11 protein-coding genes and 1 tRNA gene are annotated in these 16,961 nt (G+C 64.3%); 9 read left to right on the top strand and 3 right to left on the bottom strand.

The window, feature by feature from the left end; all coding sequences use genetic code 11:
• Window positions 1-126: 126 nt before the first annotated feature.
• Window positions 127-216 (top strand) — tRNA-Ser (locus G570_RS00920).
• An 18-nt stretch (window positions 217-234) separates the two neighbouring features.
• On the opposite strand, the gene G570_RS00915 is transcribed toward G570_RS00920, so the two are convergent.
• Entirely contained in the window at window positions 235-879 is a 645-nt protein-coding gene (locus G570_RS00915) for a DUF1223 domain-containing protein (protein WP_169731714.1), read from the bottom strand.
• A 229-nt stretch (window positions 880-1,108) separates the two neighbouring features.
• Window positions 1,109-1,615 (bottom strand): hypothetical protein, encoded by a 507-nt coding sequence (locus G570_RS00910; protein WP_051503902.1) that lies wholly within the window; start codon window positions 1,613-1,615, stop codon window positions 1,109-1,111.
• A gap of 308 nt (window positions 1,616-1,923) precedes the next feature.
• Here G570_RS00910 and G570_RS00905 point away from each other — a divergent pair, with 308 nt between their 5' ends.
• From G570_RS00905 to G570_RS00870, 8 genes are all read left to right on the top strand, one after another.
• The gene (locus G570_RS00905) at window positions 1,924-4,914 is read left to right on the top strand and encodes a TonB-dependent receptor (RefSeq protein ID WP_037498171.1); all 2,991 of its coding nucleotides are present in this window, start codon (window positions 1,924-1,926) and stop codon (window positions 4,912-4,914) included.
• Between the two features lie 107 nt (window positions 4,915-5,021).
• Window positions 5,022-6,557, top strand: a complete 1,536-nt coding sequence (locus G570_RS00900; RefSeq protein ID WP_245600231.1) for a tryptophan halogenase family protein — start codon at window positions 5,022-5,024, stop codon at window positions 6,555-6,557.
• 5 nt (window positions 6,558-6,562) lie between these two features.
• Complete coding sequence (locus G570_RS00895; RefSeq protein WP_037498169.1) at window positions 6,563-7,273, top strand: SapC family protein; 711 nt, start codon at window positions 6,563-6,565, stop codon at window positions 7,271-7,273.
• 3 nt (window positions 7,274-7,276) lie between these two features.
• On the top strand, window positions 7,277-8,299 hold the full coding sequence (locus G570_RS00890) for a cupin-like domain-containing protein (RefSeq protein ID WP_037498167.1): 1,023 nt from the start codon (window positions 7,277-7,279) through the stop codon (window positions 8,297-8,299).
• Window positions 8,296-9,795: a tryptophan halogenase family protein gene (locus G570_RS00885; protein ID WP_037498165.1), complete on the top strand. Its 1,500-nt coding sequence runs from the start codon at window positions 8,296-8,298 to the stop codon at window positions 9,793-9,795. The genes G570_RS00890 and G570_RS00885 overlap by 4 nt, the downstream gene beginning before the upstream one ends.
• A gap of 58 nt (window positions 9,796-9,853) precedes the next feature.
• On the top strand, window positions 9,854-10,903 hold the full coding sequence (locus tag G570_RS00880) for a LacI family DNA-binding transcriptional regulator (protein ID WP_084607409.1): 1,050 nt from the start codon (window positions 9,854-9,856) through the stop codon (window positions 10,901-10,903).
• Window positions 10,900-12,096 carry an MFS transporter gene (locus G570_RS00875; protein ID WP_245600230.1) on the top strand — a complete coding sequence of 399 codons (1,197 nt, stop codon included), beginning with the start codon at window positions 10,900-10,902 and terminating at the stop codon, window positions 12,094-12,096. The genes G570_RS00880 and G570_RS00875 overlap by 4 nt, the downstream gene beginning before the upstream one ends.
• 61 nt (window positions 12,097-12,157) lie before the next feature.
• Entirely contained in the window at window positions 12,158-14,638 is a 2,481-nt protein-coding gene (locus tag G570_RS00870; RefSeq protein ID WP_037498158.1) for a glycoside hydrolase family 3 protein, read from the top strand.
• On the opposite strand, the gene G570_RS00865 is transcribed toward G570_RS00870, so the two are convergent.
• Window positions 14,635-16,935, bottom strand: a complete 2,301-nt coding sequence (locus G570_RS00865) for a bifunctional salicylyl-CoA 5-hydroxylase/oxidoreductase (protein ID WP_037498157.1) — start codon at window positions 16,933-16,935, stop codon at window positions 14,635-14,637. The two genes, G570_RS00870 and G570_RS00865, sit on opposite strands and share 4 nt — an antisense overlap.
• Window positions 16,936-16,961 lie beyond the last annotated feature (26 nt).

Genomic DNA, 16,961 nt, shown 5'->3' with positions numbered 1-16,961 from the left:
CACCGGTACAATGTTCGACGTTGGATTTCGTTTCACGTCTACAACGGCATTGGCGGTTCACTTTGTTCGACAAGGGCGGTTGAACCTTGAAAAAGCCTAGGCTACAGCCCGCGCCGATGCCGCTGCGGAGACGTGGGTGAGTGGCTGAAACCAACGCTTTGCTAAAGCGTCATACGGGAAACTGTATCGAGGGTTCGAATCCCTCCGTCTCCGCCACCTTTCTTTTCGATTGCCTTAGAGCTTCGCCGCCGCCAGCAGCGGTCCGCCGTTTGGTGCTTGCACGAGGATCGCTTCGGCGAGGCCGGGTCGACCTGCCGCAGGAACATCGAACGTCCGGGCGGAACCGTCCCATCCGCCCAGCCTCTTGAGACCGAATACCACGTTCCGATGCGCGATCGTGCGGCCGGCGTTTTCGCCCGATCGGATGGGCACATTGAGGCTGTGAGGATCGTAGCGGACGAGCCAGACGTCCGACCGCCCTTGCGGCTTGCCGCTCGACCGCAGGCTAATGGTGCCGGGGTTGGTACTTGTCACGGACAAGGTCGGGATACGGCCGGTCTTGGCAAGGTCTGCGCGGATTTCGTCCGGGCGGTCGCCGACCAGCGCGGTCCGCCCATTAATGATCATCTGCGGAGTGGAGACCCGCGAGCGACCCGAGCCGTTGGCGTAGTCGTGCTGGCGCTGGGTAAAAGCGGGTTGGCCATATATGTCCTTCCACCCCAGATAGTCCCAGTAGGTCACCGAAAAGGTCAGGACCAGCATGTCCTTGCGATCGGCCAGCGCGTTGGCATTGCGGATCGCCGGGGGACAACTGCTGCACCCCTGGCTTTCATAAAGCTCGATCACGCTCAGGCCACCAGAACTGCTGGCAGTTTTCACTGGGCCGGCATTTTGGCTTTTCAAGCTAGCGCCGAGCGCAGCGGCGCCGATTAACGTCGTCAGGGCTATGGACCGGATCATCAGCATCTCCTGTCCCGTCCATTCGCCCCTGCCCGACTGACGGTTACCGGCCTGCGACAGCGGCGCACGGATGGGCCGCAGGTTCTGCAAACAACGAAAAGGGCGGGGCGCCGATCGGCACCCCGCCCCCTCAAAACCTCAAGCCGGCTTATTGCGGGTCTTCGAGGCCAGCCAGCTTCGGGCCGATCGTCTTGGCGACGTCGACGCGAACCTTGTCGTTGTGCGCCTTGACGGTCGACACGACATTGCCCTTGGCGTCGAGCAGCACGGCTTCGCCGCTCGAGCCTTCGGGCGCCAGGCGGACGATCAGCGGACGCGGATAAAGGCGGTTGGACGAACCGTTGGCACCATCGACGATGGCGCCGACGCCGCCGCCAAGGATGATGTTGCCGAACGACTGGCCGCCGAGCTTCGACTGGATCAGCACGTAGGTCGGCTTGTACCCGGCAAGGCTGATGTCGGCGCGAAGATCGTCCTTGCGGCGCAGGTTGAGCGTGCACGGCGTGGTGCAGGTCGACCCGTTCGAGAACTTCACCGTGGCGCCGTTGGGCTCCGACTTGGTTTCATAGTCGACCTTGGTCCCGTTCATGACGGTGGCGCAGCCGCTAAGCATGATGGCGGCAACAGCGACCGCAAGACCATTAACAGATTTCATCAATATTCCCCCTGATACCAAAACTGGGTGCGCGATGAATGGCAGAACGTCGTTCCAATTCCATCGCGAAAATTCGAATAGCCGGATGTCCGATGCTTTTGCTTCAAAGTGATGTGAAAATGACGCAGTCATCACGACCATGCGGCCAAACAACCGCGCGTCCGACGCATTTGAAAGAGGTGCGCTATTGGCGCAACAGTGCACGCCCAATGCACTGCGAGAATGTTACGGCGCGTTGACAAAGTGAACGTTCACAATCATCACCAAGCCAAATCGCCATAGACGCGATCAAATTAGGGAGGGGTTTAATGTCCGTGATTCGCGAGCGTTCGCTGGCCGGGTTGGCAATCGGTGTCTCGATGCTGGCGCTGGTGGCGCCTCAGGCCGCTTATGCGCAAGATCAGGCCGCTGAAGGCGATAACGCCACCGCGGCGCCGGCGCCGGAATCGTCGAGCCAGGACATCGTCGTCACCGGCATCCGCGCCTCGCTCCGCAGCGCGCAGAACGTCAAGCGCAACGCGCAGGGCATCGTCGATGCGATTTCGGCCGAAGACATCGGCAAATTCCCCGACTCCAACCTCGCCGAATCGCTGCAGCGCGTCACAGGCGTGTCGATCGACCGCGCCAACGGCGAAGGCCAGTATGTCACGGTCCGCGGCTTCGGTCCGGAATTCAACCTCGTCACGCTCAATGGCCGCCAGATGCCGACCTCGACCCTGGGCGACGGCGTGAGCGCGCCGTCGAGCCGTGCGTTCGACTTCGGCAACCTCGCTTCTGAAGGCATTGCCGGCCTCGAAGTCTACAAGTCGGGCCGTGCGACCGTTCCTTCGGGCGGCATCGGCTCGCTGATCAACATCAAGACCACGCGCCCGCTCGATGCGCCGGGTCGCAAGGGCAGCTTCTCGGTCAAGGGCGTCTATGATTCCTCTCGCCGCGAAGGGTCGAAGGCAGCGCCGGAACTGTCGGGCGTGTTCAGTGACACCTTTGCCGACGGCAAGGTCGGGATCGCCATTTCGGGCAGCTACCAGCGCCGCAAGTCGACCGAAAATGCGGCCGACGTGCTCTATCAATCGTGGGCGACCGTCCAGGCGCCTGGCGGCAGCTGGGCCTATGGCAATGCCAACCCCGCGCCGGACGATGGCGCCGTGGTCCAGACCCCGATCACCATGGGCTATTCGTTCATGGATCTCGACCGTCAGCGGATCAACGGCCAGGCCACGCTGCAGGTTCGCCCGGTCGACAACTTGACCTTCACCGTCGACTTCACGCACAGCCGTAACAAGGTCCGTGCCGACAAGCATCGCGTCGGCCTGTGGTTCGCGCGTGCGGCGCTCAGCAGCGGCTGGGACAAGGGCAATCCGGCACCGCCGCTGTACTTCCAGGACGACTATGCGTCGCCGACCGACATCGCGCTGGAAGGCGCGAAAACGGCCAACAAGAACCTCAACAACTCGCTCGGCCTCAACGCCAAGTGGGAACCGACCGACCGCCTGACGCTGGAATTCGACGGACACCGTTCGACTGCGCGTTCGCTGCCGGCCAGCAAATATGGGTCGAGCCAGTCGGTCCAGGCCGCCATCTTCGGCGCGACGCAAAAGCGGATCGACTTCACCACCTACCTGCCGCAGATCAACTATAACGAAGCGACCGGTGTCGATACGCTCGACCCGGCCGGCTATTTCGCGACGGGCAACTCCTATCGCAACGGCTATTTCCGCGACGAAATCTGGCAGGCTCAGGGCCGCGGCCGTTACGATTTCGACACCAGCTTCCTCGATAGCCTCGATTTCGGCGTGTCCTATACCGACAATGGCGTGCGTTCGGCGTTCGGCGTGTTCGAACAGGCTTCGTGGGGCGGCGCGCAGCCGCTGGTGCCGGCGGCCGGCAATCCGCCGCTTTCCTACTACGTCCCAGATGACATCTTCTCGTCCATCAAGACGTCGGACCTGTTCGGTGGGCTGAAGGGCGCGAACGGCGACATCCTGCCGGCGTTCCTCTACTTCGACACCGATGCACTGACTAAGACGTTCATTGAAACCTTCGGCGCCTGCAACGGCGGTCCGACCTGTCTTGCCGATTATACCCGCGTCGACAGCCGGATTAAGGAGCGCACGCTGGCGCCCTACGTTCAGCTGAACAACAAGTTCGACCTGTTCGGCAATCCGGCGCACCTGACGCTCGGTCTGCGCTATGAGAAGACCCGGATCAATTCGACGGGCCTTTCGCAGACGCCAGACAATACGGCATGGGTTTCGGCCAACGAATTCTCGTTCCTCTACGGCAACAACGCTAGTGCTGCTTCGCTGAAGGGCAGCTACAAGGAATGGCTGCCGAACGTCGACTTCGACATGTCGCCGATCAAGGACGTGAAGCTTCGTGCGTCGTACAGCCACACGATCGCCCGGCCGAACTATTCGCAGATGGGCGCGCTCACCTACAACGAACTGCGCGCCACCGGCGGCCTCGCCTCGGCGGGCAACCCGGGCCTGCTGCCCTACAAGTCGAAGAACATCGACCTGTCGGCCGAATGGTATTACGGCCCGGCGAGCTACGTGTCGCTCGGCTACTTCCGCAAGCGGGTCAGCAACTTCATCTTTGACCAAGTGACCAGCACCAACCTGGCCGGTTTGAGGACGCCGATCGGCGGTCCGCGCTACCTGGCGGCCGTGGCGGCCCTCGGTGCGGGCGCAACGTCGGAACAGATCCGCGACTACATCTTCGCCAACTATCCGGGTTCGACCAATGCCACCGGCACCGACAGCCAAGGTCACACGACCGGCGACATCTTTGCGCTGCCGGAAGATCCGCTGATCAACTTTCAGTTGTCGACGCAGGTCAACGGCGACATCATTCAGAAGCTCCACGGCATCGAAGCGGCTATCCAGCACAGCTTCTGGGACACCGGCTTCGGCGTGATCCTGAACTACACCCGCGTTCGTGGCGGCGGCAAGTTCGACAACAGCCTGCCGGTGGGCTCGCCGCAGTTTGCGATTTCGGGCCTGTCGGACAGCGCCAACGCCGTGCTGTTCTACGACAAGAACGGGTTCCAGGCGCGTGTCGCCTACAACTGGCGCGACAAGTTCCTGTCGGGCTACGGCCAGGATCCGAGCTATGTCGAAGCCTATGGCCAGGTCGATGCGAGCGCGAGCTATGAGTTCCGCAAGGGCCTCACGGTCTTCGCCGAAGGCATCAACCTCACCGGCAGCAACCGTCGCGGCTATTCGCGGACCACGAACAACGTCACGTTCGTGATCCCGGGCTACGCCCGCTACGCTCTGGGCCTGCGCTACTCTTTCTAGGAGCGTAACTGGGGTTTCGATCCGGTTCTTCCCGTGCCAGAGTGATCAGGGTCTTCCCGACCCGTCACTCTGGCCAGCCGGGAACTCATCGGGACGAAGGAAAGAATGTGGCCGAGGTGGAAAGGCCAATTGCGAAAATCCTGATTGCAGGCGGCGGAACGGCAGGATGGTTGTCGGCCTGCCGCCTCGCCGCATGGGCCCGCGATGAAGGCTTCGACTCCCACGTTACCCTGGTCGAAGATCCCGATACGCCGACCATCGGTGTCGGTGAGGGCACTTGGCCCACCATGCGCGAGACGCTGCGCCGCGTGGGTATCGACGAAGCCCACTTCCTCACCGCGTGCGACGCCTCGTTCAAGCAGGGGTCGCTTTTTCGCGGTTGGCGCGGCGGCGACGACGAATATCTCCATCCCTTCACGACCCCGCCGGAAACCGACGACGCTCGTCAGTTGCTGGCCGCGTGGCAAGCGACGGGCAGCGGCTTGTTCGCAGCAACCATGACCAGTCAGGACGCGGTGGTGGCAGCAGGACTGGCGCCACGCCAGCGGTCGATGGGGCCCTACGCCGGGGCGCTCAATTACGGCTACCACCTCGACGCCGGGAAGTTCGCGGCCATGCTGACGCAGCATGCCGTGGATCGGTTAGGGGTGGAACACCGACGCGCAAGGATTGCGAGCGTTCAGCGCGAAGGCGACCGTATCGACGCGGTCGTCACGTCGGACGGCGAAGCGATCGCAGCGGATTTCTTCATCGATTGCACCGGGTTCGCCGCGCTGTTGATCGATCGCCATCTGGGGTCGGGCTGGGTCGACCGGTCGAACGTGATGCTCAACGACCGGGCGCTCGCCGTCCAGGTCGCGACCGCGCCCGACGCACCGATCGCTTCGGCGACGGTTGCCACTGCCCACGACGCAGGATGGATATGGGACATCGGCCTACCGACGCGCCGCGGCGTTGGCTGCGTCTATTCCTCGGCCTTCCTCGACGATGAGGCTGCGCTCCGGACGCTGCGTACATATGTCGCAGACCGTGTCGGCGGGGCAGAGCTTGCCGAGCCGCGTCTGATCAAATTCCCGACCGGCCACCGCGAACGTTTCTGGATCGGCAATTGCGTTGCCGTCGGCTTGAGCGCCGGCTTCGTCGAACCGTTGGAAGCATCGGCGATCGTGCTGATCGAAGCGTCGCTCGACATGCTGACCGACGGCTTCCCGTCGAGCACCGCCCCGTTGTCGGCGCTTTCCGATCGGTTCAACCGCACGTTCCGCGCGCGTTGGGATTCGATCGTCGAATTCCTCAAGCTTCATTATGTCCTAAGCGAGCGCGACCAGCCCTATTGGCGCGCGCAGCGCGATGCCGCGACGGTGCCCGATCGGCTGGCCTCCCTGATGCAGTTGTGGAAGGACCAGCCGCCAAGCCATCTCGACTTTGCACTGGCACAGGAAATGTTTCCGGCTGCGAGCTACCAGTTCGTCTATTACGGCATGGGCGGACGGACGGAGGGCCGCTTGCCGCAGCCCGACGCACGGGTCGTCGGACAAATCGCCGCGCTCCGCCAGAAAGAACGTGCATTGCTGGCTGCGCTGCCGACCAATCGAGCCTATCTGGATGCGCTGGCGGCCGAGCCGCTTCGCCGCCGCGCCTGAGGAGAATGACGTTGACGACCCATGTTCCGGTCAACCCTGCCGACCATCGCGACCTCAGGGTCCTCGGCACGCCAAGCGAGGCGCTGGGCGACCAGGTGATGAGCTGCTTCACCGTCCCGCTGGAATTCCGCCGGGTGCAGAATGAATTCCCGATCCTGTTCCAGCGCGATCCCGAAAGCGGCCGATTCCACGCGCTGGTGCTGATGGGGTTCGAACAGGGTGACAACCTGTACTTCGAAGAGGGTCGCTGGACGGCGCGATATCGTCCGATGGCGCTTGCCATCCAGCCGTTCCTGATCGGTCGCGCCGCCGATCCGGACGCCCCGGCGCAAATCCACATCGATCTTGACCATCCCCGGGTCGGCGACCCCGAAGGCATGCGGGTCTTCGAGGATGACGGCAAACCGACCCGCTACCTCGAAAAGGTCAGCGACATGCTCGACCAGTTGAACGTCGGGGTGCGCGCCAGCCGTGGCTTTTTCGACGCGCTCGAGCGACATCAACTGCTCGAGCCGTTCGCGCTCGACATCACGCTTGACGACGGCACCGAAAACCGGTTGGTCGGCTACCACCTCATCAACGAGGATCGGCTGCAGGAACTGGAAGACGGGGCGGTGGCCGAGCTTCACCGCGAAGGCCATCTGATGCCGATGTTCATGGCGCTGGCGTCGCTCGCCAACATGCCGTCGCTCGTCGACCGGCGGAATCGCCGCTAGCCGATGGGGGCTGTCGCGTCCCTCGTTGCCGACCTTCCGCGCATTGCGGAAGCGCAGGTAGCCGGGCCCGACCTCGACGCGCGCCTGGCCGGGGCGGACCGCCCGTTCGTCATGCGAGGAATCGCAGCGGACTGGCCGTTGGTGGTTGCCGGCAAGGATGGCCCCGCCGCCGCCCGGTCCCATTTGCTAGGCTATGCCCGCGACCGGCTGTTCGAATTGCAAATTGGTCCGCCGGGCGAAAACCGCATTTTCTACGACGACGCGATGGCGCTCAATTTCGAGGATCGAAGGCTGCCCCTTGCCGAGGCTTTTGCCTTGATCGACAAGGCCGAGGCGATGCCTTCGCCGCCGCTGCTCTACATGCCCTCGATCGACATCGCAGCGTTCTTCGACGGGTTCGAAGATGACAACGCACTTCAGCTCGGCGGACGGTCGACGCGCGACGGCATCTGGATCGGCGGCCGGACGCGCGTCGCGGCGCACAACGACGTGGCCAACAATGTTGCCGTCGCGGCTGTGGGTCGCCGCCGCTTCATCCTGTTCCCGCCCGGCCAGTTCGCCAATCTTTACTTGGGTCCGCTCGACCATTCGCCCGGCGGACGGCCAGTGAGCATGGTCGATTTCGCCGACCCGGATTTCGAACGGTTTCCGCGGTTTCGCGATGCGCTGGACTCGGCGATGGTCGCAGAGCTGGCGGCTGGCGACGCCTTGTTCATCCCGGCGCTTTGGTACCATCATGTCGAAGGGCTCGATCCCTTCAACGTGCTCGTCAACTATTGGTGGAACGACGAGCCGCGCTGGCTCGGGCATCCTGAAGATGCCCTCTACCACGCCATCCTGGCCGTCCGCGATTTGCCGCCGGCGTCGCGCCGCCAGTGGCAGGCGATGTTCGATCATTATGTGTTCGCCGACGATCGCTCGAACGCCGATCATCTGCCCGACAATGCGCGCGGCATCCTTGCGCCGCTCGATGCCCAACAGGCGCAGAAGCTGCGCCACTATCTGCTCAGGAGACTATCGCAATGACCGGCTGGCCCTATCGTCGGATCGTCATCGTCGGCGGGGGAACCGCCGGCTGGATGACCGCCGCCGCGTTCGGCAAGACGCTGGGCCGCCTGGCCGAGATCAAGTTGGTGGAATCGGACGCGATCGGGACGGTGGGAGTCGGCGAAAGCACGATCCCGCCGCTGGTCAATTTCAACACGCTGCTCGGCATCAACGAAGCCGAATTCATGCGCGCGACCAACGCCGCGTTCAAACTCGGCATCCAGTTCGATAACTGGAAGGACGTGGGCGAAAGCTACTTCCACAGTTTCGGAACCACCGGCAAGGATCATTGGACCGCCGGGTTCCAGCATTTCTGGCTCGACGGGCTGCAGCGCGGGCACAACGAACCCTACGACGACTATTGTCTGGAGCTGAAGGCGGCAGGGGCGAGCCGCTTCGCGCACCTCAAGGACAATGGCTTGAATTACGCCTTCCAGCTCGATGCGACCGCCTATGCCCGCTTCCTGCGCTCCCTGGCGGAAAAGGAAGGCGTCATGCGGCAGGAAGGCCGCATCGCCACGGTCGAACAGGATAGCGAGAGCGGGGATGTCACCGGCCTCCTGCTCGACAGCGGCGAGCGGGTGGAGGGCGACCTTTTCATCGATTGCACGGGCTTCCGGGCCCTGTTGATCGGCCAGACGCTGGGCAGCGCGTTCGAAGACTGGACGCACTGGTTGCCCTGCGACCGCGCCATCGCGCTCCAGACCTCGGCGGTCCGCCCGCCGGTGCCCTTTACCCGTGCGATGGCGCACGATGCCGGGTGGCAATGGCGCATCCCCTTGCAGCACCGCGTCGGCAACGGCCTCGTCTATTCCAGCCGCTATCTCGACGACGACAAGGCGCTCGAACGCCTGCTTGGCAATCTTGAAGGCGATGTGCTGACAAAGCCGAACCATCTCAAGTTCGCGGCCGGCACACGCCGTCGGCAATGGTCTCACAATGTCATTTCCGTCGGGCTTGCGGGCGGATTCCTAGAGCCGCTTGAATCGACCAGCATCCACCTCATCCAGCGTTCGATCCTGCGCATCCTGCGAATGCTGCCCAACGGCCGTGTCAGCGAACGAGACCGTCAGGAATTCAACGACCAGCACCATCAGGAGATGGTGCAGATCCGCGACTTCATCATCCTGCACTACAAGGTCACCAACCGCCGCGACAGCGACTTCTGGCGCTATGTCGCCGACATGGACGTGCCCGATACGCTCGCCCAGAAGATCGCATTGTTCCGCGAAACGGGCCGGGTGTTCCGCCGCAACGAAGAACTGTTCCAGGAAAACAGCTGGGTGCAGGTCATGATGGGCCAGGGCATCCGCCCGCACGATTATCATCCGGTCGCAAGGAAACTCACCGACGCGGAGTTGGCGAGGTTGCTCGGCGGCATCCGGGAATCGGTCTCCCGGACCGTTGCCGAACTGCCTCCGCACGCCGACTATGTGGCGCATTATTGCGGCGCGCCCAAGGCCAGCGCCGCTTGACCGCGGCGCATTCCACCGCGACACAGCGCGCGGCGCATCCGGCGCGGGGGGTATGTTGATGGCACGTCGCCGTCAGTCCGTGACGATCAAGCATGTCGCAGCCGACGCCGGTGTGTCGCTGCAAACCGTCAGCCGCGTCATCAATAACGAACCCAACGTCCGTCCCGAGATGCAGCGCCGCGTGCAGGCGTCGATCGACAAGCTGGGCTATGTGCCGTCGCTGGCGGCCCAGCGGATGAGCGGCTCGCGATCCTACCTGGTGCTCGCCCTCAACGACCGCGACCGCACCATCGCCGACTGGCGCGAACGGCAGGGCACCGACTGGATCGACCAGATGCTTCTTGGCGGCATGCTGAAGGGTGCCGAATATGGCTACCGCTTCATGTTCGAGCTGGTCGACACGCACAGCGACCATGTCGAACGCGAGCTGAAGGCGACCATCGCCGCGCTGCAGCCCGACGGCGTCATCCTCACGCCGCCGCACAGCGAAAACCCGCTGATCGCGGAATTGCTGGCGGCGGAGGGAATCGAATTTGTCTGCATCGGCGCCAACGAGGCGCATGGCGGGATCATCATGACCATGGACGACGAGCACGCCGCCGTGCTGGCGACCGCGCACCTCGCCGACCTCGGACACCGGCGGATCGCGATGATTGCCGGCTCGCCCGAATATTCGCTCAGCAATTGGCGCGTGAGCGGATGGCAAGCCGAAATGGCGCGGCGCGGACTTGCGACCGATGCGCTGCTTGCGCAAGGCGACTTCAGCTATGAATCGGGCGAGGCAGCGGCGCGCAGCCTGCTCGGTTCGGCAACGCCGCCGACGGCGATCATCGCCAGCAACGACCGGATGGCTTTAGCCTGCGCGGCGGTAGCGCGCGAACTGGGGCTGGACGTTCCGCGCGACCTCTCCCTGATCAGCTTCGACAATACGCCGGTCGTCCGCTTCGTCGATCCGCCGCTGACCGCCGTCGACCAGCCGGTGTCGGCGACCGCGTCGCGTGCGATGGAATTGATCATTGCCCGCAAGCGGGGCGAACCCATCCCCGATCAGCCGGTCGTGGTGGAGGCCGAACTGGTGGTGCGTCAGTCTACCGCTCCGCCCAAGTGACCTTCCTGCGCCAACCCGACCGTAACCAGCCCGCCTCCTTCCTATGGCTCTACGCCATTGCCTGGGCCGGCGGAGCGGTCGCCTACGTACCGTTCCTCACCATCCTGCTGCCGGTCCGGCTGGCCCTGATCGTCGGTGATGAAAAGGTGAAGTGGCTGGCCATCATCACCTTTTTTGGCGCATTGGCGGCAAGTGCCGGGGGCATCCTTTTCGGCTGGTTGAGCGACCGCAGCCGGCGACGGAAACCGTGGATCGTGGCGGGGTTGCTGCTCAGCGTCCTGCTCCTGCTTGCAGTGCCCTTGGCGAAAAAGCCGATGGATTTGCTGCTACTCATCATGTGCTGGCAGTTGGCGCTCAACATGATGCTGTCGCCGCTCGCGGCCTGGGCGGCCGATCATGTCCCGCCGCAGCAGTTGGGCACGCTCGGCGGGCTGCTCGCTTTTTCACCGGCGATGGGATCGATCGCCGGCGCGATCGTCACCATCCCGGGTCTCAGCGGGCCCGACGGGCGGCTGGTCATTGTCGCCCTGATGGTGGTGGTCTGCGTCGTGCCGGCACTGGTCGTCGGCTCCCCGGTCGAAGCGGTACCGAGCGGCCAGGACCAGAACCGACAGCCTGCGGTGAAGCGAGGGCAGGGGCTTCGCGTCGGCATGTGGCTAGCCCGCTTTTTGGTCCAGATTTCGGAAGCGGCGTTGTTCGCCTATCTCTACTATTATTTCCGGACGGTCGATCCAGGCAGCGACGATGCGACGATCGCGCGGACATTCGGCATCGTGCTCAGTGTCGCTGTCCCGTTGGCACTGGCGGTCGGGCGCTGGGCGGACCGGCGCGATCGCCCGATCCTGCCGCTGATCGCGACGGCATTGGCGGCGTCGCTGGGCCTTGCCGGGATGGCGCTGGCAGTCGATCCCGTACAGGCCACTGCCTCCTACGTGATATTCGGGCTTGGTTCGACGATCTTCCTGTCGCTCCATTCCGCGCAGACGTTGCGGGTGCTGTCGGATCCCGCGCGCCGCGGCCGCGATCTGGGCATATTCAATCTCACCAACACGGCGCCGTCGTTGCTGATGCCGTGGCTGACCATTTCGATGGTGCCGAATTTCGGCTTCTCCGGGCTTTTCCTGCTGCTGAGCGGCCTATCGTTGGCAGCCGGAATTCTCCTATTCGCCGTGACCCGCAAACGCAGCGCTTGATCAAGTGCGCCGCTGCAGGCAAAGTGCAATTGATAACGTTAACAATGGTGAGGATGCGAGTATGGGCAAGCTGGGTCGGGCCGTGGGCCTGTCGTTGTTGGTCGCGACCGCGCTCAGTCCTGTGACGGGTCATGCGCAGCAAGGTGCCGATGCCGTCGCCCATCCCAAGAAATGGCCCGCGGCGCATAGCCCGAAGGCGCTGACCGATCCGGCGACCGAACGCCGCATCGACCGGATGCTCTCGAACATGACGGTGGAGCAGAAGGTCGGCCAGTTGATCCAGGCCGATATCAGCACGATCACGCCCGCCGATCTCGCCACCTATCCGCTTGGGTCGATCCTGGCCGGCGGCAACAGCGGACCCTATGGCAACGAACGGTCGAGCGCTGCGGACTGGCACCGGCTGGTCAGCGAGTTTCGGGCTGCTTCGGTCAAGCCGGGCGGTGCAGGCGCGGAAATTCCAATCCTGTTCGGCGTCGACGCGGTGCATGGCCACAGCAACCTGCCGGGCGCCACCATCTTCCCGCACAACATCGGCCTTGGCGCGGCGCATGATCCGGCGCTGATCCGGCGCATCGGCGAAGCGACGGCGGCAGAAGTCGCGGGCAGCGGCATCGAATGGACCTTCGCGCCGACGCTGGCCGTCCCGCAGGACCTTCGCTGGGGGCGCAGCTACGAAGGCTATTCGTCGGATCCCAAGCTGGTCGCGGCCTATGGCGACGCGATGACGCGAGGACTCCAGGGGAACCTGGTGCCGGGCAAGAGGCTGGCGCCCCACCATGTCGCGGCGACAGCCAAGCATTTCCTCGCCGACGGCGGCACCGATCAGGGCAAGGACCAAGGCGACGCCAAGATCGGTGAGGCCGAACTCGTCGCCAAGCATGCTCAAGGCTATCCGGCCGCGATCAATGCGGGCGCGCTGACCGTGATGGCCAGCTTTTCAAGCTGGAACGGGGTCAAGAACCACGGCAACAGGACGTTGCTGACCGATGTGCTGAAAGGCCGCATGGGCTTCAACGGCCTCATCGTCGGCGATTGGAACGGTCACGGCCAGATCCCGGGTTGCACCGTCACGGACTGCAAGGACGCGCTGCTTGCCGGCCTCGACCTCTACATGGCGCCCGATAGCTGGAAGGGACTTTACGAAAGCCTGGTGCGCGAAGCGAAGGCGGGATCGATCCCTACCGCGCGGCTGGACGATGCCGTGCGCCGCATCCTCCGCGTCAAGGCGAAGCTGGGCCTGCTCGGCCGGTCGCCGGTTGCGCGCTTCGATCCCACGCAAGTCGGCGCGGCGCAGCATTTGGCGGTCGCGCGCGAAGCGGTCGCCAAGTCGCTCGTCCTGCTGAAGAACCAAGGCTCGGTGCTGCCGATCAAACCGGGCGCGCGCGTGCTGGTGGCAGGGGCGGGCGCCGACAATATGGCGATGCAGGCCGGCGGCTGGACGATCAGTTGGCAGGGCACCGACGTCACCAATGGCGATTTCCCCAATGGCCAGACTATCTTCGCCGCGCTGTCGTCCGCGGTCGCCGATGCCGGCGGCAAGGCCGCGCTATCGGCCGATGGCAGCTTCACCGACAAGCCCGATGTGGCCGTCGTGGTGATCGGAGAAAAGCCCTATGCCGAATTTCTCGGCGACGTGCCGACGCTGGATTTCCAGCCCGAAGGCGCGACCAACCTGGCGATGATCCGCAAGCTCAAGGCCGCGGGCATCCCGGTCGTGACGCTGTTCCTGTCGGGACGCCCGCTGTTCGCCAGTCCCGAAATCAACGCATCCGATGCCTTCGTCGCCGCCTGGTTGCCGGGCACGCAAGGTGCCGGCGTCGCCGATGTGCTGGTTGCCCGTCGCGGCGGGACAACGAAGCGCGACTTTACCGGCCGGCTGCCGTTCGCATGGCCGGCCGATGCGCGTTCGCCAGTCTCCAAGCCGCTGTTCGAACGCGGCTATGGCCTCAGCTACGCCAAGCCCGGATCGGTCGGTACGCTGTCTGAAGACCCGGGCGTCGACGTTGCCGCAACCGTCGACACCAACCGCCTGATCGCCGCGGGCCGTGCTGCGGGCCCGTGGGCGCTTACGCTGGCTGATCAAGCGGGGGGTGCGATCGTGTCCTCCGCCACTGGTACCAGCCTTGGCGGACGGGTCGCGATGAAGCCGGTCGACGTCTCGGCCCAGGAAGACGGACGCTTGTTTACCTGGACAGGGCCGGCGGCCGTCGTGATCAACGGCAAGCCCGCCGACTTCACGCGCCAGCTCAACAATGCGTTTGCGCTCAGGCTGGACCTTGTGCCGCAGTCCGTCGGCAATGGGCCCCTCAAGATTTCGTTCGGGTCGGCGACGTTCAACCTTCTCGACGCCCTTCGCCGGCTGCCCGCGGGCAAGCTGGCGACGGTCAAGGTGCCGCTGCGCTGCTTCGCCGATGCCGGTGCGGCGGTGACCGCGGTCGATACTCCGCTCAAGATCGAAGCAGAATCCGGGACGGCCTTCGCGGTCCGCAGCGCGACGATCGAGGCCGTCGGCGAGCCGCTGGATTGTCCGCCGCGCTAGGCGCGCAGGTCGGCTGCCTTCATTTCCGCTTCGCGTTCGAACAGTCGCGCTAGCTGGGCCATGCCGTTGAGATAGGGTGGCGGCACATATTGGCCGCGATATTGTGCTTGCGCCGCTGCGCGCAGCGTCCACATCGGGTCGATGAGGTGCGGCCGCCCCAAGGCAACCAGGTCAGCGCGGCCGGCGGTCAGGATGGCGTTGACCTGGTCAGGCTCGGTGATGTTGCCGACCGCCATCGTCTTGAGGTTGGCCTCGTTGCGGATCTTGTCGCTGAAGGGGGTCTGGAACAGGCGGCCGTAGGTGGGCTGGGCCTCCGCCCAGGTCTGCCCGGCCGACACATCGATCAAGTCCGCGCCCGCGCGCGCGAAGACCTCTGCTATCAGGACGGCGTCGGCTGGCGTGATGCCCTCGTCACCCGCCCAGTCGGTCGCCGAAATGCGAACCGACATGGGCCGATCCGCGGGCCATGCCGCGCGCATCGCCGAGAACACCTCCAGCGGGAAACGAAGGCGGTTCTCGAGGCTGCCGCCATATTCATCGGTTCGCCGGTTCTGCTTGGGCGTGATAAAGCTCGACAACAGGTAACCGTGTGCGGCGTGCAGTTCGATCATGTCGAAGCCCGCCTCGATGGCCATGCGGACCGACGCCACGAATTGGTCGCGGACCACGTCCATGTCGTTGCGGGTCATCGGCCGGGGGTGCTGGTTGGCGGCACTCCAGGCGACGTCCGACGCGGCGATAAGGGGCCAGTTGCCGTCGGGCAGCGGTGCGTCCATCTGCTGCCAGCCCAGCTGGGTCGATCCCTTGCCGCCCGAATGGCCGAGCTGCAGGCAGATGTTTGCCTTGCTGTAGCGGTGAACGAAATCCGTGATCCGCCTCCAGCCCGTTACGTGTTCGGGTGCATACATCCCCGTGCAGCCGGGCGTGATCCGTCCATGCGGGGATACGCAGGTCATCTCGGTGAACAGCAGCCCGGCGCCGCCTTGCGCCCGCGCACCGTAATGGACGAGGTGGAAGTCGCCGGGCGTGCCGTCGATCGCCGAATAGGTTGCCATCGGTGACACGACGATCCGGTTGGCGACTTCCATGTCGCGCAACGTCAGCGGGGCGAACATCGGCCAGGCGTTCCGGGCCTCGCCGATTGCGCGCTGCCAGAAGGCCGCCTCGGTCTGGGCGAGCCAATCGGCGTCGCGTTCGCGCAGATTTTCGTGTGCGATACGCTGTGACCGGGTCATCAGCGAATAAGCGAACTGCCAAGGCTCGAAATCAAGGTAGCGATCGACCGTTTCGAACCACTCGGTGGAATTGCGCGCACTGTTCTGCAGCTTGAGCACTTCAAGGTTGCGTTCGGCCTGATACTCGCCAAGCGCGGCGGCACGATCAAGGCCCGGGCGGCTGAGCACTTCGGCCAGTTTGATGGCGTCTTCCAGCGCCAGCTTGGTCCCCGACCCGATCGAAAAATGCGCCGTGTGCGCGGCATCCCCAAGCAGGATGAACTTCCCATAGTCCCAGCGCTGGCAAATGATGCGCCGGAACTTCAGCCATGCGGCCGATCCGCGAAGGTGGGCAGCGTTGCTGATCAACGGCTGGCCGTCGAGGTAGCGGGCGAAAATTCGCTCGCACGCGGATATGGTTTCGGCCTGGCTCATGCGGTCGAAGCCGGCCTTCATCCAGGTCTCTTCGCTGCATTCGACGATGAAGGTCGAGCAGTCGTCGGCAAAGCGGTAGGCGTGGGCCCAGATCCACCCGGCTTCCGTCTTCTCGAACGCGAAGGTGAACGCGTCGAACGTCTTTGGCGTGCCCAGCCAGACGAAACGGTTCGCCCGCTCCTGGATATCGACCCCGAAGTGGTCGGCATGGGCATCGCGGATACGGCTGTTGATGCCGTCGGCAGCGATGACCAAGTCGAACGCATCCCAGGCTTCGGGGGCAGGCGAGCAATCTTCTCCGAACCTGATTTCGACGCCCAGCTCACGGGCACGCGCGGTCAGGATTTCGAGCAGCCGCTTGCGACCGATCCCGATGAAGCCGTGACCGCGCGAGGTAACGGTCTGGCCATGAATGTGGACGTCGATATCGTCCCAATGCGCAAACTCTTCGGCAATGATGCGGCCGGATACCAAGTCGTTGGCCATCAGGTTCTCGACCGTCTGGTCGGAGAAAACCACGCCCCAGCCAAAGGTAACGCCCTCCGCGTTGCGCTCGAACACCACGATCTCGTGCGAGGGGCATCGCAGCTTCATCGAGATGGCGAAATAGAGCCCCGCAGGCCCTGCGCCGATGCAGGCAATTCTCATCCGACCTCCCCTTGGTGGCGACACGC

Origin of the sequence: Sphingomonas jaspsi DSM 18422 (assembly GCF_000585415.1) — a bacterium.
Classification (GTDB): domain Bacteria; phylum Pseudomonadota; class Alphaproteobacteria; order Sphingomonadales; family Sphingomonadaceae; genus Sphingomicrobium; species Sphingomicrobium jaspsi.
This window is presented reverse-complemented; position numbering and strand designations above follow the sequence as displayed.